The 18,226-nt window shown below is 69.4% G+C and carries 18 protein-coding genes, 1 tRNA gene and 3 pseudogenes; 9 read left to right on the top strand and 13 right to left on the bottom strand.

The window, feature by feature from the left end:
• The first annotated feature begins 348 nt into the window (after positions 1 to 348).
• Genes VH969_RS12680 through VH969_RS12670 form a run of 3 tightly spaced genes read left to right on the top strand, consistent with a single transcriptional unit; the run spans position 349 to position 3,567 of the window.
• Complete coding sequence (locus VH969_RS12680) at positions 349 to 1,440, top strand: DegT/DnrJ/EryC1/StrS family aminotransferase (RefSeq protein WP_331973907.1); 1,092 nt, start codon at positions 349 to 351, stop codon at positions 1,438 to 1,440.
• A 1-nt stretch (position 1,441) separates the two neighbouring features.
• Complete coding sequence (locus VH969_RS12675; protein ID WP_331973906.1) at positions 1,442 to 2,422, top strand: Gfo/Idh/MocA family protein; 981 nt, start codon at positions 1,442 to 1,444, stop codon at positions 2,420 to 2,422.
• Complete coding sequence (locus VH969_RS12670; RefSeq protein ID WP_331973905.1) at positions 2,419 to 3,567, top strand: glycosyltransferase family 4 protein; 1,149 nt, start codon at positions 2,419 to 2,421, stop codon at positions 3,565 to 3,567. Before VH969_RS12675 ends, VH969_RS12670 begins: the two co-directional genes overlap by 4 nt.
• Here VH969_RS12670 and wecB read toward each other — a convergent pair.
• The 12 genes and pseudogenes from wecB to VH969_RS12610 all read right to left on the bottom strand — a co-directional run.
• Positions 3,533 to 4,600, bottom strand: a complete 1,068-nt coding sequence (gene wecB / locus VH969_RS12665) for a non-hydrolyzing UDP-N-acetylglucosamine 2-epimerase (protein WP_331973904.1) — start codon at positions 4,598 to 4,600, stop codon at positions 3,533 to 3,535. The genes VH969_RS12670 and wecB overlap by 35 nt on opposite strands.
• A gap of 645 nt (positions 4,601 to 5,245) precedes the next feature.
• Positions 5,246 to 5,437, bottom strand: coding sequence for a hypothetical protein (locus tag VH969_RS12660; protein ID WP_331973903.1), 192 nt, complete (start codon positions 5,435 to 5,437; stop codon positions 5,246 to 5,248).
• Between the two features lie 375 nt (positions 5,438 to 5,812).
• A complete protein-coding gene (locus VH969_RS12655) occupies positions 5,813 to 7,333 on the bottom strand; it encodes a B12-binding domain-containing radical SAM protein (protein ID WP_331973902.1) in 1,521 nt (506 codons plus the stop codon).
• A 766-nt stretch (positions 7,334 to 8,099) separates the two neighbouring features.
• Positions 8,100 to 8,441: pseudogene (locus VH969_RS34525) on the bottom strand (GAF domain-containing protein); the annotation flags it as partial.
• On the bottom strand, positions 8,327 to 9,076 hold the full coding sequence (locus tag VH969_RS34520) for a GAF domain-containing protein (RefSeq protein ID WP_414638492.1): 750 nt from the start codon (positions 9,074 to 9,076) through the stop codon (positions 8,327 to 8,329). The gene VH969_RS34520 and the pseudogene VH969_RS34525, both read right to left, overlap by 115 nt.
• Before the next feature lie 150 nt (positions 9,077 to 9,226).
• Complete coding sequence (locus tag VH969_RS12640; protein ID WP_331973899.1) at positions 9,227 to 9,988, bottom strand: GAF and ANTAR domain-containing protein; 762 nt, start codon at positions 9,986 to 9,988, stop codon at positions 9,227 to 9,229.
• A 38-nt stretch (positions 9,989 to 10,026) separates the two neighbouring features.
• Positions 10,027 to 10,734: a GAF and ANTAR domain-containing protein gene (locus VH969_RS12635; RefSeq protein WP_331973898.1), complete on the bottom strand. Its 708-nt coding sequence runs from the start codon at positions 10,732 to 10,734 to the stop codon at positions 10,027 to 10,029.
• 134 nt (positions 10,735 to 10,868) lie between these two features.
• A complete protein-coding gene (locus VH969_RS12630) occupies positions 10,869 to 11,411 on the bottom strand; it encodes a DUF6292 family protein (RefSeq protein ID WP_331973897.1) in 543 nt (180 codons plus the stop codon).
• A gap of 57 nt (positions 11,412 to 11,468) precedes the next feature.
• The gene (locus VH969_RS12625) at positions 11,469 to 12,041 is read right to left on the bottom strand and encodes a GNAT family N-acetyltransferase (RefSeq protein ID WP_331973896.1); all 573 of its coding nucleotides are present in this window, start codon (positions 12,039 to 12,041) and stop codon (positions 11,469 to 11,471) included.
• A 53-nt stretch (positions 12,042 to 12,094) separates the two neighbouring features.
• A complete protein-coding gene (locus VH969_RS12620) occupies positions 12,095 to 12,520 on the bottom strand; it encodes a DUF5994 family protein (RefSeq protein ID WP_331973895.1) in 426 nt (141 codons plus the stop codon).
• A gap of 193 nt (positions 12,521 to 12,713) precedes the next feature.
• The gene (locus tag VH969_RS12615; protein ID WP_331973894.1) at positions 12,714 to 13,211 is read right to left on the bottom strand and encodes an OST-HTH/LOTUS domain-containing protein; all 498 of its coding nucleotides are present in this window, start codon (positions 13,209 to 13,211) and stop codon (positions 12,714 to 12,716) included.
• Positions 13,153 to 13,443: pseudogene (locus VH969_RS12610) on the bottom strand (NYN domain-containing protein); the annotation flags it as partial. The gene VH969_RS12615 and the pseudogene VH969_RS12610, both read right to left, overlap by 59 nt.
• A gap of 370 nt (positions 13,444 to 13,813) precedes the next feature.
• Between VH969_RS12610 and VH969_RS12605 the strand changes: the two are divergent.
• From VH969_RS12605 to VH969_RS12580, 6 genes and pseudogenes are all read left to right on the top strand, one after another.
• Positions 13,814 to 14,030 (top strand): annotated as a pseudogene (locus tag VH969_RS12605) (cold-shock protein).
• Between the two features lie 154 nt (positions 14,031 to 14,184).
• Positions 14,185 to 15,099 carry an acyl-CoA desaturase gene (locus VH969_RS12600; RefSeq protein ID WP_414638493.1) on the top strand — a complete coding sequence of 305 codons (915 nt, stop codon included), beginning with the start codon at positions 14,185 to 14,187 and terminating at the stop codon, positions 15,097 to 15,099.
• 216 nt (positions 15,100 to 15,315) lie between these two features.
• Positions 15,316 to 15,780, top strand: a complete 465-nt coding sequence (locus VH969_RS12595) for a LapA family protein (RefSeq protein WP_331973891.1) — start codon at positions 15,316 to 15,318, stop codon at positions 15,778 to 15,780.
• Positions 15,781 to 15,863: 83 nt separating this feature from the next.
• A complete protein-coding gene (locus VH969_RS12590; RefSeq protein ID WP_331973890.1) occupies positions 15,864 to 16,235 on the top strand; it encodes a hypothetical protein in 372 nt (123 codons plus the stop codon).
• Positions 16,236 to 16,465: 230 nt separating this feature from the next.
• Complete coding sequence (locus VH969_RS12585; protein WP_331973889.1) at positions 16,466 to 16,759, top strand: SpoIIE family protein phosphatase; 294 nt, start codon at positions 16,466 to 16,468, stop codon at positions 16,757 to 16,759.
• 411 nt (positions 16,760 to 17,170) lie between these two features.
• On the top strand, positions 17,171 to 18,001 hold the full coding sequence (locus VH969_RS12580) for an IS5 family transposase (RefSeq protein WP_331973908.1): 831 nt from the start codon (positions 17,171 to 17,173) through the stop codon (positions 17,999 to 18,001).
• 106 nt (positions 18,002 to 18,107) lie between these two features.
• On the opposite strand, the gene VH969_RS12575 is transcribed toward VH969_RS12580, so the two are convergent.
• Positions 18,108 to 18,181 (bottom strand) — tRNA-Ile (locus VH969_RS12575).
• Between the last annotated feature and the right edge of the window lie 45 nt (positions 18,182 to 18,226).

Here is an 18,226-nt window from a genome sequence, read left to right as displayed (position 1 = left end):
GGGCTTGTCGCCGTAACCGAGCGTCGTCACGTCCCCCAGCTCGGCCAGCACGTCCAGCTGGCGCAGCACCCGGGAGTCGTGGCTGATGTCGGAGAAGGAGACGCAGAGGATCCGCGCACGAGGCTGATCGGCCATGACGCCGGAGTGTATCCGCGAGGTCGCAGGGCTGCGGCGGCAGCGTGCCTATACCAGAGGCGAACCCCCTGGCGACAGACTGAATTCGGCTGGCAAATACAGTGACCCCGACCTGTCCCCGGACCGACACGGGAGTGCTGTGAGCGAGCTTGCGAGCGAACCAATGACACAGGGCGACCGCGAGCGGCCGTACCGAGCCTGCGAGGTGCGGTCGTGAGCAAGGAGTTCATACCCGCCGCCAAGCCGATCATCGGCGACGAGGAGCGGGCGGCGGTCGACGCCGTCCTGCGGTCCGGGATGCTGGCGCAGGGCGCCGAGGTCGCCGAGTTCGAGAAGGAGTTCTCGGCGCAGCTGCTGGACGGCCGCCCCGTGGTCGCGGTCAACTCGGGCACCGCGGGTCTGCACCTGGGCCTGCTGGCGGCCGGCGTCGGCCCCGGCGACGAGGTCATCGTGCCGTCGTTCACCTTCGCCGCCACCGCGAACTCCGTGGCGCTGACCGGCGCCACCCCCGTGTTCGCCGACATCGAGCTCGAGCACTATTGCCTCGACCCGCAGAGCGTCGCGAGCCGGATCACCGAGCGGACCAAGGGCATCATGCCGGTGCACCTGTACGGCCACCCGGCGAACATGACCGCCCTGCAGGTGATCGCCGACGAGCACGGCCTGGGCATCTACGAGGACGCCGCGCAGGCGCACGGCGCGAGCCTGGACGGCCGCAAGGCCGGCACGTTCGGCGCGTTCGCGATGTTCAGCCTCTACCCGACGAAGAACATGACGTCCGGGGAGGGCGGCATGATCTCCACCAGCGACACCGAGCGTGAGCGGACCCTGCGGCTGCTGCGCAACCAGGGCATGTTGAAGCAGTACGAGAACGAGATCGTCGGCTTCAACGCCCGGATGACCAACCTGCACGCCGCGATCGGTCGGGTGCAGCTCACCAAGGTCGGCGGGTGGACCGCCACCCGGCAGGCGAACGCCAGGTACTTCGACGAGAACCTGAGCGGCGTCGGCGTGCCCGCGGTCGCCGACGGCGCGGTGCACGTCTACCACCAGTACACGATCACGGTGCCCGAGGACCGGGACGGCTTCGTCGCCGCGCTGAAGGAGGAGCACCAGATCGGCTCCGGCGTGTACTACCCGATCCCGAACCACCGGCTGGCGTCCTTCCGGCGCACCGAGGACCTCCCGAACACCGAGCGGGCCGCGAGGACCGTCGTGTCGCTGCCGGTCCACCCGTCGCTGGACGACGAGGACCGGGACCGGATCGTGCACGCGGTGAACACTCTGGCGAAGGCGGGTGCGTGACATGGCTGACCTGCGAGTGGGCCTGATCGGCCTGGGCATGATGGGCCGCCACCACGCACGCGTGGTGCGCGAGGTCGAGGGCATGGAGCTCGTCGCGGTGGCCGACGCCACGGGCGACCCGCACAACGTCGCCGGCGGGCTGCCGGTGCTCGGCGACGTGCACGAGCTGATCGCCGCCGGCATCGACGCGGCGGTGTGCGCGGTGCCGACCGGCATGCACGAGGAGGTCGGCCTGGCGCTGGCCGAGGCCGGCGTGCACACGCTGATCGAGAAGCCGATCGCGCACAGCGTCTCGGCCGGCGAGCGGCTGGTGAAGGCGTTCGCGGCGCGCGGCGTGATCGGCGCGGTCGGCCACATCGAGCGGTACAACCCGTCGCTGCAGTCGTTGCGCGCGCGGATGGCGAACGGCGACCTCGGCGACATCTACCAGATCGCCACCCGCCGGCAGGGCCCGTTCCCGGCCCGCATCGCGGACGTCGGCGTGGTGAAGGACCTGGCCACGCATGACATCGACCTGACCGCGTGGCTCGCGCAGTCGGAGTACCTCGCGGTGTCCGCCCAGGTGGCGCTGCGCTCCGGGCGGCCGCACGAGGACCTGGTCGCCGCGACCGGCAAGCTCGCCAACGGCACGGTGACCAACCACCTGGTGAACTGGCTGTCCCCCATGAAGGAGCGGGTCACCGTGGTGACCGGCGAGAGGGGCGCGTTCGTCGCGGACACGCTGACCGCGGACCTCACCTTCTACGCCAACGGTGTCGTCAACACCGAGTGGGACTCGGTGGCGAACTTCCGCGGCGTCGCCGAGGGCGACGTCACCCGGTTCGCGATCCCCAAGCGCGAGCCGCTGCGCGTCGAGCACGAGAAGTTCCGGGACGCGATCCTCGGCAAGGACGCGGACATCGTGACGCTCCAGGAGGGTCAGAACACGCTGGCCACCGCCGAGCAGCTGCTGTCCTCCGCCGCGGCGGTGGCCGCGGAATGAAGATCGTCCTGGTGACCCGGCTGTTCGCTCCCGAGGTCGCCGCGGCCGCGTTCCGGCTCAAGGCGCTCGCCGACGGGTTCGCCGCCGCCGGGCACCAGGTCACCGTCCTCACCACGAAGCCACCCGCGAACGCGGGCACGCAGGAGTTCCCGGACTACACGGTCAAGCGCTGGCCCGTGCTGCGCGACGCGGGCGGCAACGTGCGCGGCTACGTGCAGTACGCCAGCTACGACTTCCCCATGGTGGCGCGGCTTCTCGTGCGGTCGGCGGACGTCGTGGTGTCCGAGCCGCCGCCGACCACCGGCGCGTTCGCCGCGCTCGTCTGCCTGGTGCGCCGCAAGCCGCTGTACTACTACGCGGCGGACATCTGGTCGGACGCGCTCGTGGCGATCAACGCGCCGTCGTACGTCTCCGGGCTGATGCGCGGGTTCGAGAAGTTCGCACTGCGCCGGGCACGCGGCGTGGTGGCGGTGTCCGAGGGGGTCGCCGAGCGGGCCCGCGCGCTCGGCGCCCGCAACGTCGAGGTCGTGGCGAACGGCGTGGACACGTCGTTGTTCCACCCGGTCGACTCCCCCGCGCCGGACGCCGCCCCGTACTTCGTCTACACAGGAACGATGTCGGAGTGGCAGGGCTCGGACGTGTTCGTGCGGGCCATGCCGATGGTGCTGGAGAAGCACCCGAAGGCGCGGCTGCGGTTCTTCGGCCAGGGCTCGGCGGAGCCCGCGCTGCGCACGCTGGCCTCGTCGCTCGCGCCGGACGCGGTCGAGTTCGGCGGCGTGGTGCCGCCGGCTTCGGCCGCACGCTGGCTCAGCGGTGCCGCGGGCGCGCTGGTGAGCATCGTCCCCGGTCAGGGCTACGACTTCGCGAAGCCGACGAAGATCTACGCGGCCGCCGCGTGCGGGACGCCGGTGCTGTTCGCCGGGGTGGGCGCGAGTGCCACGCTGGTCGAGGAGAACCAGCTCGGCCTGGTCGCGGACTACACGCCCGAGGCCGTGGCCGCGCAGATGATCGCCATGCTCGACAGCGGGCGCCCGGCCGGCGCGCCGCTGGTGAGCTGGGTGCGCGACAACGCGTCGCTCGCCACCACGGGTTCGGTGGCGGCGCGGTGGATCAGCGCGGACCTGGAGCGCCGAGCAGCGCGTTGACGGCGGCCTCGGCGGCGTGCCCGTCGCCGTAGGGCGTCGCGTCCGTGTCCTGCGGGCGCGGGCGCTCCACGACGCCGGGCAGTGCCGCGAAGTCGGTGTTGACCAGCACGTTCCAGCCCAGCTCCACGGTCTCCACCCACTCGGTCTCCGGGCGCAGCGTCGTGCATGGGACGCGCAGGAGGAAGGCCTCCTTCTGCAGGCCGCCGGAGTCGGTGATCACGCCCGCGCTCTGCATGGCGGCGTTGACCAGCTGCGGGTAGCCGACGGGCTCGGAGACGAGGATGGAGCCGGCGCCGAGCTCGATGCCGTGCCGCTCCGCGAGGCTGCGCAGGCGCGGGTGCGCCAGCAGGACCACGGGCTTGCCGACCTTGGCGATGCTGTCGATGATCGCGCGCAGCCGCTCGGGGTCGTCGGTGTTGTCGGGCCGGTGGATGGTGGCGACGTAGAACTCGCCGGGCTCGACGGGGACGCTGAGCTCCAGCGGCGAGCCGGCGACCGCGTCCCGGGTGCCGAAGAGGACGTCGGTCATGACGTCGCCGACGAGCACGCTGTGCGCCGCGAGGCCCTCGTTGGCGAGGTGGTCCATGGCGACCTGCGTGGGGGCGAGCAGCAGGTCGGCGGCGTGGTCGGTGAGGACGCGGTTGTGCTCCTCGGGCATGCGCCGGTTGAAGGAGCGAAGGCCGGCCTCCAGGTGGGCGACCGGCACGTGCAGCTTCACGGCGGCCAGCGCGGCGGCGAGCGTGGAGTTGGTGTCGCCGTAGACGAGGACCCAGTTGGGCGCCACGTCCTCGATGATCTTCTCCAGGCCGGCCAGCATCGCCCCGGTCTGCTCCCCGTGCTTCCCGGACCCGATGCCGAGGTTGACATCGGGCTCGGGAATGCCGAGGTCGGTGAAGAAGGCGCCACTCATGTTGTGGTCGTAATGCTGACCCGTGTGCGCGATCAGATGCTCGGCCCGCCCGCTCATGGCCCGCGCGATGGGCGCCAGCTTGACGAACTGGGGCCGCGCCCCGACCACACTCAGCACTCGCATGGCGCGCGAGTCTATCGAGGCGTCCAGCGCGCGCCCGGGTCAGGCCGGTTTCCAGCCTCACCCGCAGACGACTGGTAGAACCAGGCGCGTAAATCCGGATCGACGAGCAGCTCGCGGGTACAGGTCGAGCCCCGCATCGGTGAACCCGGCCGCCAGCAGCAGCCCGCCGGCCCGCGCGAGGTACTCCGGGCCCGGCCATTCGGTCGAGAAACCGACCGTGATTGTGGGGCTGAGAAGTGGGGCGGGGGGCTCGAACCCACGGCCAAAGGATTATGAGGCATCCAATCGGCGTCGCTTGCGGCGCCGACCTGCAGCTACCGCCGTCCGCATCCGCCATGTGGATGCGAGAGCAGGCACTGTCGGCCAGCATTTCGCGCCCAAACTCGCACCCAAACCTTGCCGGCGAGCCCGAACCCCGCCCCGAGCCGATCCGGGCACGCAGCCCCGGCCTCCGCCGCATGGGTCACGTACCTCGCTCCGACCCCACCAACTTGCGGAACATGACACCGTCTGTGCGTCCTCCGGACGGCGGACTTCTCCGTGGAACTCGCCGCCACCCCTAATGCGACGCTCGCCGCAGGCAGTCGACTCCCGGCTGCGTCATCTCAGGCGGAGAGGCGGTCGTGCTGGGACCGGCCATGTTCATCACAACCGCAGTCGGGCGTGCGTGCCGCGGGTGAGCTCCTTCCGCGCGTACTGGCGAACGACAAACCGCGCGATGGCCACCCCGAGGACGAGCGCGACCAGCAACGCGCGGACGAAGCGCCAGCCGGCTGACCGGTTGCCTCCGCTGCTCCCAGGCGAGTTGATGAATTGGGCTTGCGGATCCGACGTCATGTCGGCGCTCCGGTTCCCCAGTCGCACAACGCGGCCGGTCTGGGAAAGCGTCGATGACGACGCGGGCTTGACCGCTCACGTGCGAGGTGTCCTCGACAACGACACGCTACACCGGTACCGCTGGGCGTCCGACTTCTGCGTCGCTTCGCCCCGGCCCGGCGCGAGCTGTGCCGTGCGGTTGGTCAGTCGAATCGCGGTGTCTCATCGCGTGGCACTCGTGGCCTGCGACTTTCTCGGCCCAACGCTCCGCATTCTCACGTACGGTCCGCCACCGGGATCACCGTCTGTCCATCAAGGACGAGACCAATTGGGCATGGCAGGGCGTCCGGCGGCGAAATCGACGCAGGTGCGGCCGTCTGTCCAACATGCCTCGCGCTAGATCGTGCGTGACGGTGCGGGTGAGAGGTCCGGTGTCCGGTCGGCCGTGGTCAGTAGTTCCGCGTAGCGGCCTAGCATGCGGTCGCCGGTGTCGTGGTAGAACCGCGGGAGGACATCGGTCCGTCCCTCGTGGAACGCCAGGAACCGCGGATCGGTCCTGAGCATGCCCAGAATCCGGTTGAAGCTCGCGATGTCCGCACGGAACCCCGCGGTGCGGGCGCGTTGCACGTAGCCGATCGCGCGATGCGACGACGCCTCCAGCCGGCGGCGCAGCATGTCCGCGGAGGCGGCGTGGGTGTAGAGCTCGGAGAGCTTCTCGTAGTAGGCCACCGGGTCGTAGTTCTTGATCGTGGTGACGAGATAGGGCGCGTAGTAGAAGCTGAACGGCATCGTGGTCAGGATGCGCCCGCCCGCCGCCATCTGGTCGTGCAGCGGGGTTCCGCCGAAGGGGACCGGGATGTTGATCGTCGGCCAGGCGAATGGAGCGCGGTCCATGAACCGCTTGGTCAGCTCGACCGGTTCGGCACCCTCGTCGGTGTCGAGCCCGAACATGAAGTTCGCCTGCAGGTAGGGCACGACCTCGGCGAGCTGCGCGAAATGCGCGGCCACCCGGTCGACCTTCGCCTCGCCGTGTTCACGGCCGACGCCGGCCTTGTTCGAGTAGTCCGTCCACGACTCGACGCCGGGTGCGACCATCGCGCAGTTCGTGTCCTTGAGCCGGCTCATCCGGGCCCCGCGCAGCACGGTCAGCGAGCTCTCGATGATGTACGGCGGGCGCTCGCCGGGTGGCTGGGCCTCGAGGATGTCGAAGACCTGGTCGAACTTCACCGCGAAGTTCGGGTCGTGGAACACGATGAGCGTGCCCGGTGCGTGCCGTGCGACGTAGTGCATGTCGGCCGCGAGCCGCTCGGCCGGCAACGGCCGGTAGGTGCTGCTCCAGTCGATGCAGAAGTCGCAACGGTACGGGCATCCCGTGCTCGCGAGCATCGGCACGGCCGACAGCGGAAGCCTCTTGCGGCCCCAGAAGAACGCCGATCTGCGGATCTCGGGCATCCGCTCCTCGACCGTCGGCACATCGTCGAGCGGGCGCGACGCCGAGACCGTCGAGCCCGGGTCGAACTGACCGGCGAGGATGTCGGCGACCAGCTCGGCGTCGCACTCCCCCACCACGATGTCGAAGAAGCGAAGGCAGTCCACGGGAAACGCCTTCGCGTGCGGACCTCCGAGCACGGTCCGGACGCCCGCCCGCCGGTAGAGCTTCGCCAGTGCGTAGGCGAGATGGCTCACCTGGGTGTAACACGAGATGAACACGACGTCGAGGTCGGTGGGCAGCTTGCGGTACGGGTCGCCGAGTCCGTAGTAGGTGGCGTAGTGCGTCTCGTGGCCCAGCCGCCGGCACCACACCGAGATCGCCTGCGGGGTGATGCTGGCGAACTGCTTGGTCATCAGCACCCGGTAGCCCACCTCCGCCGGTCGTCGCGCCGGTGGGGCGAGGAGGTCGAGAATTCCTACCTTCATCGCGAGCTCTCCTCGCCTCGGCCGTCGGCACGCGGACTGATCCCGCGCAGGACGGTGGCTGTTCAGGTTCTGTAGGCCGGCTTCTGCACTCTGGAGGTGTGGGCTGTCCACACGAGATGGATGCCACCCGCCGGCGTGGAATACCGCATGGTGCCGGCATGGGTTCTCGCGCTGCGCCGTAACCGGGTCGACATGTCGTCTGGCACGGACCGCACGCCGTCGCGCCCGTTGCCGATGATCTCGACGAGCACCGGACCGTCCCCGATGTAGACGCGGACCTCGACATGACCGATGCCGCCGTGCCGGCGATGTCGGACAGGATGTCGCGGACGACGGTCAGCATGTCGTCGGCGAGAACGGATGGCAGCGGTCGGGCGGCCAGCCGGATGAAGCGGATCGCGACCGGGCCGATCGCCGAGGTGTGCACGTCCTGGAGGGTGGGCAGGTGGTCGTGCAGGTCGTCGGGTACTTGCTCGGCGATCGGGAGGTCGAAGGTCGTGGAGCGGATCCGCGTGGCGGCGGCGTGGAGCCGGTGGACACATTTGTAGATGCGGGTGCGGTGCTCGGGTTTCGAGGTGGTCGCGAGCAGGCCCTGCAGGCCCAGCGCGACGCCGGACAGCTCGCGCGTCAGCTGCTCTGTCAACTCGGTGTCGACGGTGTGGTGTTCGGGGTTCCGCAGGTGACCTTCGGCCGCGAGGTTGTCGAGGTCCATCGCGAATCCGGCCTGGCCGGCGAACCCGGCCAGCAGGCTCGTGTCTGCGGCGGTGAAGGCGGGCGCGCCGACGACGCGGCCGATGGTCAGGGTGCCCATGACCGAGTCGTCCACGGTGATCGGCACGACGACCGGGCCGGCCCGGGCGGGGAGGTCGGTCGTGTCGGTGGCGCCCGTCGTCAGCAAGGGCGTCGACGTCAGCGCGACCCGGCCCACAGGCCCGCTGCGCATGTGCACCATCCGCCCGACGAGACCACCCGCCATCACACCGATGATGGCCTTCACCTGGAGCCAACCGGGCGCGACGACGAGGGCGAGCGTCCCGAAGTCCGCTGCCGCGGTGTCCCGCGCGCGACGCACGATGAAGTCCAGCAGGTGATCGCCATGGCCGGCCATCCGGTTCCGGGTGAGTTCCGCGGACGCGGTCGACCATCGAGCGGTTCGCGCCGACTCTTCCCTGAACCTGGCGTTTGTCGACCGGCGCCGGCGGCCGCCCCGGCCAGGGACACGAGCAGCTGCTCGTCCGCGGCATCGAACCGGCCGGCCGCACTGTCGGCGACGTACAGCGTGCCGGGCGCCCGGTCGCGGGTCCGGATCGGCACGCCGAGGAAGCCGTGTATGACCGGGTGGTGGCGGGGAAACGCGGTGAACGCGGGATGCCCGCGGACCTCGTCGAGCCGGACCGGCGTGTCGTCCCGGACAGCCAGTCCCATGACGCCGTGCCCCCCGGGCAACTGTGCGATCCGCTCTACCGTGCCGAAATCCATGCCGGAGTAGACGAACTCGCCGGGCCGGCCGTCCGCGTCGCCCAACCACGCCGCGGCGTAGCGGGCGCGCACGAGGGCACGCGACGTCCGCACGACCCGCTGCAACACCGCGTGCAGGTCGACCTCGGAAGCCAGCGCGGTGAGCGCGCGAACCAGGTCGCCGCGCTGTTCCGGCGTCGGTGACACAGGCGCGGGCAGCGTAGCTCCAGTGCCCTGCGCGTCAGGCCCCGACGCGGGGGCCTCCCCGAATCCGAATCCGTCCATGGACGTACTTCCGTGACCCTGGGTGCCAGCGGGTCCGGGCCGACATGAGCGGATGGTGTGCAGGCCGGTGATCGCCTGCGCCACCGTTCACCGTACGCCGCTCGACGCGCTGGTGGCACCCTCGCCGGGGTTCCGGACCGGAACCGCTCGTCAGCGTTGTTCGGGATGTTGCGGCGCGCGACGTCGAGCCGGAAGGATGTCGTCGAGATCGGCCGTGCCCTCGGCGACCGAGCGGGCGACGTCCGACAGCCGCAGGCCGCGCACCCGGGCGTAGCGGCGCAACGCGTCGAAGGAGTCCTGCATGGTCGCCCCCGCGTGCGCGAAGACGACGCCCTTCGCCTGCTCGATGACGACCCGGGAGTTGAGCGCGGTCTGCAGCTGCTCGGCGAGCACTGCGCTGTCCTGGAGGGCGCGCTGCTGCAGAAGCCCGATGGTTGCCACGTCGGCGAACGCCTGGCCCAGCCGCACGCTTGCCTCGTCGACCTCGACGGGCACGGTCTTGAGCAGGTTCAGCGAGCCGATCACCGTCTGGCGCAGGCGCATCGGCACCGCGGCCGCCGCCTGGAAACCGGCCTCGCGGGCCGCCGGGCCGAACCGCGGCCATCGGGACAGGTCGGCGGCCAGGTCCGCGCTGAGCACCTGGCGGCCACTGCGCACGCACTCCATGCACGGCCCGTCGTCGGCATGCACGGAGAAGATCTCGACCACTCGCGCCTGCTCGGAGGATGCGGCCGCCATCTCCAGCCCGCCCTTCTGATTGGACAGCACCACACCCGCCGCTGCGACGTCGAGCAACTCCACGCATCGCTCGACCAGACCGCTGAGGAAGTCCAGCACGTCGAAGTCATCGATCAGCGTGTCCGCGAGTTCGACGAAGGCCCGCGCCAGCCGCTGCTCGTGTCGGTCGTTCATGGCCGCCCGCTTCCCACCGCCGCCGCTCCGATCCAGCGTCATTCTTCCTCTTCCAGCAGCAGGTCGCGCTCCACGATCCGGCGGGCCACCTCGGTGATGGGCAGGCTGTTGGCGTAGGCGTAGCCCCGGATCCGCAGCAGCGCCGCGTGGATGCTGACTCCGTGTTCGTACATCACGATCCCGGAAGCCTGGTGTACCTCGGCGTGTATGTCGGAAATCCATCCGAGGTCGTCGTGCGCGTGCTCGGCGATCTCGGAGATGACCGCCTCGAACGCCAGCTCGGCCAGCGTGAGACCGCTGCCGACCTGCAGGCCGGTCAGCTCTCCGGCCGTCGTGCGGTAGCAGTCCAGCGACCCGAGCCGGATCGAGCCCAGGGCCAGTGGAAAGGCGAACACCGCGGACACTCCGGCGGCGAGGGCGCCGGGTGCGTACGCAGGCCATCGCGGTGCCGCAACCGTCAGGTTCGGCACGAGCACCGCGGCGCCCGATGTCACGGCGTCCACCCCCGGTCCCTCCCCCACGGTCAGTTGCAGGTCTTCCAACCGCGCGCCGATCGGGTCGCTCGCCTGCGCCAGACGCTGCAGCCGGTTCGGTCCACCAGGCCGGTCGATAAGGCTCACTCCCGCCCCGGAGACGGCGAGCTCGGATCTCGTCAGCACGCACAGCCGCGCCAGCACGGAGCCGGACACTGCGTCATGGTCGACGGCCAGCAACGCACGTAAGCGCTGCCGCCGGCTCTCGGTCAACTCACCACCCCGCCTCCTGCCGGCAGATCGGAGGCTGTGCGGTCGAGATGGCCATGCGCATCCGCCTCGGGCAACACTGCGAACCGTGCCGGTGCGCGAATGGAAGGTGCCGGGAACCGCCGGTCGCCTCGTCGCTATGTCGCCGTGTGGTCAGCCATCTGCCTGGCCAGGGAGTGCCGGTCTGCCGGGGGCAGCACCGGCCGGAGCCGGTCGGTCGCCTGCCCGGCGACCGCGCCGGCGACGAAGCGGGCGACGGCGCCGGGCGAGGGCACGATGTCGCCGCCTAGGTATCCGAGAACGAGATGCGCTTCGTCGGGGTCGGTCTCGACTCCCAGAAGCCAGCCGAGCCGCTCGTCCCACACGAGCATCAGGTCCCGGCCGGGGTGTTCGGGCAACTGCTCGGCCAGGCCGAGGTAGGCCGTGGCCGTGTCGCTCACCTCGTACCCGACGGCCTCGTCCGGCACACCGGTCGCGGCGGCCACCTGGTGCACGTAGCGAGCCAGCGACCGGTCCAGCGTCGGTGCGCCTTCCGGCATGTCGTCGAGTCCCAGCATGGACAGCAAGCCGGTGAACTCGGTGCGGTCGCGGGCCTGGCCGGCGACGGTGCGGATCGCCCGGTTGCGCTGGTCGGTCCGTTCACGCTGCGCTCGCACGCGGGATCTCGCGAACTCGGACATGGGTCGTCGTCCGCCGCCATTGCCCTGGCTCTGCGTCATTGGCTCTCCTCTGCCCGTTCAGGCGTAGTTGGGTGGCCGGTGCGCGGTGGGTGCGGCGCGGTCGAGGTCTCCCGCCCGCAACCGGAACACCTGCAGGTCGAGACCGAAGTACTTGGTGGTCTCACCGACCCAGTGCATCCCGTTCTCCCGGACCGAGGCGGCGGCGCGCGTGTTCTCGGGGCGGACCACCGCGAACAGCTCGTCGATCCCCTGGTCGAAGGCACGTGCTGCGAGCGCGAACGTCGCCTCGCGGCCGTAGCCGTTGCCCCACACGTCCGGCGTCAGCTGCCAGCCGATCTCCACGTCCTCGTCGCCGGGCGGAAGCGGCAGCAGCACGGCGCCACCGACGACTCGCCGGTCGGCGGTGCGTTCGACTGCCCAGCGACCGGCCGGAGCGGCGAGTCGCAGATCCTCGGCGATCCACTGCTGTAGCAGCAGCCGCATCGCGGGCAGGTCGTGCACCCGGCCCATCGCCGGGCTCAGCCAGCGGGCGACCTCGGCGTGACCGTAGATCTCGAGCGCGGCGGCCGCGTCCTCGATCCGCCACGGACGGATCACAAGCCGGTCGGTGGCAAGGGGCGATGCGGCCATCGTGGCGCTTCTCTTCCCGGGGTTCGAGCCGTGGGGTACCGGCAGCGGACGGATCAGGCCCGGGCGGGTAACGGTCGCGGCATTCCGTTCCGGCCGGCGACCCGTGCCAGCAGGGTCCCGACGCGGTCAACGTTGAGCACGTCCGCCGCGGCCTCCGTGATCTTCTCCGCGTCTGCGGCGGGCGTGTCGGGCGGCACCACGAGAAGTGTGATCCGCCCGCGCCGGGCGCCGGTCACGTCGATCGTGTCGGCACCCTGGTACCGGAAACCGCCGAGCCGGACCGACGAATCCCCGACCTGGAGCCGGCGTGCGGCGCGCGGCCATTCGTCGAGGTTGTACGTCAGCCGTTCGATGGTGCCCAGGTCGTCCGCCAGCGCGGCGAACAGTGCCGGGAGTTCCGCCGTCAGATCACGGGTACGTGGCCACCATGCCCCGTCGACATATCCGAGATCGGCCGCGGACGGCGCAACCGGCTTCATACGCACCCGCGATGGTGTCGCGGGGGAAGGGACCTCGGCGGTGGATTCGGGTGGGCGCGAGACCGACGACATGTCGGTACTCCCTCCCCGGCCGAGACGTCGACCGGACGGGCTCGCCGAGGACGAAACCGGCTCGAGTACCGGCATACGAGTTGCCTTCGACATTGTCGAGGCTACACGACCCGTGCCGTCGTCACGATCTGTGCCGTCCCGCGATCATCGCTTGGCCGATCGGCGTCGCTTGTCGCGGATGACGAGCAGGCCGGCCTTGCCGTCGGCTGTCCCGGCGGCGGTCGAGCTCGAACAGGGTGGTCGCCGAAACCAGGTCGCTGAGCTTGGCATAGCCATAGGTGCGGGAGTCGAAGTCGGGCTGCTGGTTGGTGATGATGTGGCCGACCGACGCGAGGGTGGCCCCGCCGTCGTCGTCCGACGTGGCCTCGGCGGCGTTGCGCAACAGGTTCGCCAGCGCCGAGTCGCGCTTGAGCTGGGTGGCCGGCACGGCCTTCTTCGCCGCTGGGTTCGTGTCCGCGGCCGCGATGGGATCCTCCGGATAGGTCAGGTTCTCGACGTAGATGAACTTGTCGCAGTCGTGCCGCCAGCCGGGTGAAGTCGCTGTCGCTCGAGACGATGCAGAAGCCGTCGAAACGTTCCGAGTAGAGCAGGTCCATCGCGTCGATGACCATCGCCGCATCGGTGGCGTTCTTGCCGGAGGTGTAGGCGAACTGCTGCACGGGCTGGATGGACTGGGCCAGCAACTGGTCCTTCCAGCCTCTGAGGTTGGTGCCGGTCCAGCCGCCGTACGCACGCTTGACGTGCGCCGTGCCGTACTTCGCGACCTCTGCGAGCAGACCCTCCACAATTGACGGTTGCGCGTTGTCCGCGTCGATGAGCACGGCGAGCCGTGCTGCGTTCTCGGTGACCATCAACGGGCTCCTCGTCATTCACGTCGGTCTGCGGTGGCGCTGTGCATCGGGACATCCTCTCGCACGCGACCGTTGCTGCATCGAGCGCGCGCGGCGGACCGGGTGTACCGTCATGACTATTGGGGCAACTACCGCCGACATGCCACCGAGGCGGCCCCCGGCAGTCCATCCGAGCCGACTTTTCTGGCCGGAGAACGGAATCTCTGTGCAACCGGCACGTCCCCGGTGACTTGTCATGCAAGACCTCAGGCGCGGCCCGTTAATCGCCCACGTCGCCTTCCACCCAGTCCGGACACGCCGGGGGTGGGTGGGCGGGCGGCCGGCTTGGTCCCGCCCGCCACAGACACCAACTCGTGCGCAGGAGTAGCGAATGGCACAAGGAACGGTCCGATGGTTCAACGCGACGAAGGGCTACGGATTCATCACCCCCGCAGGCGGCGGAGACGACGTTGTTCGTGCACCGTTCCGAGGTTCAGGACTACAGCCAACACGGCCTCGCCGACGCGCCCAGCGGGTCGAGTACGAGGTCGAGCCGGGCCGCAACGGGTCTGCAGGCGACGGCGGTACGTCCCGTCCGGAGGGACTGAACATCCCGGAACTTCGGCGACTTCTGACTCGTTATCGGTATGCACATCTTGTTGCCCGGAACCCCTGGTGGCATTCACTCAGCTACCGGAGGTAGCCCGCATGACAACTCTCGAACTCCCGGCACGTCCCCCGGAATCCCACCAGCCCGAACCGATGATGTCCGGTGAGAAGTCGCCGGCGCAGGCGTTGCTGGTGAAACTGTTCGCGATCGTCCCGTTGGCCGCATTAGTCGTGGCCGTGCCGTTCGCCTGGGGATGGGGCCTGGGATGGTGGGACATCGGGCTGGCCGCGTTCTTCTACACGCTGACCTGTCTCGGGGTCACCGTCGGGTTCCACCGGTACTTCACCCACGGCGCCTTCCGCGCCCGGCGTGGTCTTCGCATCGCGTTGGCAGTGGTGGGCAGCATGGCGATGCAGGGCCCCGTGGTCGGCTGGGTGGCCGACCATCGCAGGCACCACGCCTACGCCGACCGTGACGGAGACCCGCATTCGCCCTGGCGGTTCGGCACCACACCCGCGGCACTGGTCAAAGGCTTCTGGCACGCGCACATGGGCTGGATGTTCGAACGCGCCAAGACCAACGCCCGCCGCTTCGCGCCCGACCTGCTCGCCGACCGCGACATCGAGCGCGTCGACCGCCTGTTCCCCCTGCTGACCGTCGTCACCCTCCTCGCGCCGGCCGTGCTCGGCGGCGTCATCACGATGTCGTGGTGGGGTGCGGTGACCGCGTTCTTCTGGGCGAGCCTGGTGCGAGTCGCGCTGCTGCACCACGTCACGTGGTCGGTGAACTCGATCTGCCATCTCATCGGCGACCGGCCATTCGAGGCACGCGACCGGTCGGCGAACTTCTGGCCGCTCGCCATCGCGTCGATGGGCGAGTCGTGGCACAACTCGCATCACGCTGACCCGACGTGCGCCCGCCACGGCGTGCGCCGCGGACAGATCGACATCTCCGCCCGGGTCATCTGGGCCTTCGAGAAGCTCAGCTGGGTGTCCAAGGTCCGCTGGCCCAAGCCCGAACGCCTCGCCAGCAGGCTCAAGCAGTCCACAGCGGACGCGCACGCCTGACGACGCCCGGGAGAGCAGTCGCTGCGCGTGTCCCATGGCAGGGACAGTCCGTCCGCTGGCGGATTTGACGGCTCATCACGGGGTACTGCGAAGCGTTAACGGCATGTTCACCATGCGGGAGGACATGACAGCGTGATGGCTCGATGCCACACGCATTGTCGTGGTCTCGAGCGCGGAGCGGCGCGGCCCGGTCGCCGCTGCTACGGGAGGATCCTGATGAATCGCTACCAATCACCCGGCGAACGACCGGCACCAGGCCCCGGCGACATCGACCAGTCCAGCGTTGTCCCGCCGTTCACGGCTCCGGAGACTTCAGTAGCGAAGTCGAGACAGCCGGGAGACGACGCTCAGGGCCGAGCCGACCAGCCGGGAAACCTGACTCCGTCGCCGCAATCGGCGCCGGATGCTGTGGGCACCCCGCCGACCAATCCGGCATCGGTCGGAAGGAGCCGATTCGGAGGGCTGTGGGTCGGACTCGTCATCGCCGCCGCCATTCTGGTCCTGCTGCTCATCTTCGTCATACAGAACTCACAGACCGTTCAGGTCGACTACTTCGGCTTCTCCGGGCAACTGCCGCTAGCTGTCGCCATCCTGCTGGGCGTGGCCGCAGGCGGGCTGCTCGTGGCGATCCCGGGAACGGTACGCATCCTGCAGTTGCGCAAGCGGATACATCACACCTGACCGCCGTGGTGCCACGGGCCGCGCACCACCGAGGCCGGTGGGTTCACCTCGCCAGGAACCATTGAAGGTGACTTGGGTCCGGTATGGTCTTGGCGCACGGGTTCGGGTACGACCAGGACATGTGGCGGCTGGTCGTGCCGGTGCTGGAGCAGGAGTTCTCCGTGGCCCTGTTCGACCACGTGGGAGCGGGGCGGTCCGACCTGTTCGCCGGCCTTGTCCTGCTGGCTCCCTCGCTGCGCTTCACCGACGACCCGGCCGCCGGCTACCGTGGTTGGTTCAGCGAACAGGACATCGACGAGCTGCTCGAGTCGCCTGACGCGAACTACCTCACCTGGTCGGCCGCGATGGCCCCCGGTGATCATGGGCAACCCGGACCGGCCGGAGCCGGCCGAGAAACCGCCGGACAGCTTCTGCCGGACACGAACCGGCCATCGCCAGATCGTTCGCGCGAGTGACGTTCCTGTCCCACAACCGCGCCGACCTGCCCAAGGTCGCGTCCCACGCTGATCGCCCAGTGCGCCGGCGACGCGATCGCCCCGCCTGAGGTGGGTGACTTCATGAAGGCCCACCTGCCCGGCAGCCGGCTGATCACCCTGTCCGCCACCGGCCATTGCCCCAGCCCAGCGCCCCCGAGACGACCGCAGACGCCATCGCGGGGTTCGCCGCGCGGGCACGGTGAGCCGGGTTGGCCGACGACACGTGGGCCCTGTTCCTCGGCGACAGGTGTGGCAAGGCCGCCGCGGCCGTCACCTCGCTCGCCCGGTATACCCTGCGCGCCGCGGCGGTCCACACCGCCGACCCGGTCGTCGTCCTGAACGATCTCACCACCGCGCCGAACAACGAGTACCGCGGGTGGCAGCCGACCTTCTGCACCGTCCTCTTCGGACGGCTCCCCCAACGACCCCACGGCGGTTTCGGTGTCACGCTCGCCGGCGGCGGCCACCCGACTCGGCTCCTTTGCCAAGCGCTGATCACCTGACACATGGGCGGCTCCGTCGGAACCTCATCTCGGCACTCTGTCGTGCTGCTCCCGCTGGCCGGTGCGAAGCCTGCCACCGTCGCGGGCGAACGGGTCTGCATTGGGACCTCGAAGGTGACGGGTTTGGATAGGTCCTGCCCGCGACGGTGCAGGTGACCACCGGGACCATCCCGGCCAGAGCATTGTGGACAGATGACGTCTGGACGATCGTCTGTGGCCACACGTTCGACACGACCTCGGGGAGGCCTTAGAGCGTGTTCCTGAACTGATCTTGTGACGGCGTGTCTGCGCTGGTGATGGAGGAACTCCTGGTAGTTCGAGCGGTGCTGAGTCGCCGTTCCACCAGGAGTTCCGTTGTCATCGTGCCGTATCCCGCAGGTTGAGGTGTGCCCGGACCGGGTGTGTTGTCGTCTGGCGCCGTTTCATCGGGACCGGCCCGGTTGTCGTGTTCGCCGGTACCCGTCGGACACCACGGATGCCCAGTGGGCTCTGATCGATCCGCTGTTGCCGGATCCGGCGTGGCTGACAGGCAAGGGCGGCCGGCGGGAGGTCCACTGCCGACGGGCGATCGTGGACGCAATCTTCTACCTGGTCGACAACGGCATCAAGTGGCGGGCACTCCCGGTGGATTTTCCACCGTGGTCCACGGTCTACAACTACTTCGCCAGCTGGGAAGCTGCTGGCATCACCCAGGACGTGCTGGACGGCTTGCGTGACCGCGTCCGGGTGCGCGACGGCCGCGCGGCGGTGCCATCCGCGGCGATCATCGACTCGGCTTCGGTGAGGTCAGCACAGACCGTGGGTGCCACCGGCAGCGGCTACGACGCCGGAAAGAAGATCAAGGGGCGTAAACGCCACATCGCCGTGGACACCCTGGGTCTGTTGCTGTGTGTCATCGTGACAGCCGCGTCGGTCCAAGACCGCGACGGCGCCCGGCCCCTACTCGACCAGCTCATCGCCTCCTGTCGCCGGATCCGGCTGGTCTGGGCCGATGGTGGCTACGCCGGCAAACTCCTCGACTGGGCCCGAACCCGCCTGAAGATCACACTCCAGATCGTCAAACGCTCCAATACCGCCACTGGATTCGTAGTCCTGCCACGACGTTGGGTCGTGGAACGCACACTGGCCTGGATTGCCGGGCACCGACGATGCGTCCGCGACTACGAACGCCGACCTGAACACCACGAAGCCATGGTCAGATGGACCATGATCAGCATCACCAGCCGACGACTCGCCAAATAGGGTTCAGGAACAGGCTCTAAGACGAGACTCGCACCCAGCGGTCGAATTTAACATTGCCGTTTCGGCATATTACCTGTTCAGAGTGGGGGTTCAGAGTGGGGCTGAGTGGGGCGGGTGGGGCTCGAACCCACGGCCAAAGGATTATGAGTCCTCTGCTCTAACCGACTGAGCTACCGCCCCAGTGAGGCGCCACCGATCGTGGGAGTTTGCCTTCCGCGCAAACCT

Source organism: Actinophytocola sp. (assembly GCF_036555685.1).
GTDB lineage: Bacteria > Actinomycetota > Actinomycetes > Mycobacteriales > Pseudonocardiaceae > Actinophytocola.
The sequence above is the reverse complement of the archived record's forward strand: the minus strand, read 5'-3'. Positions and strand labels throughout refer to the sequence as shown.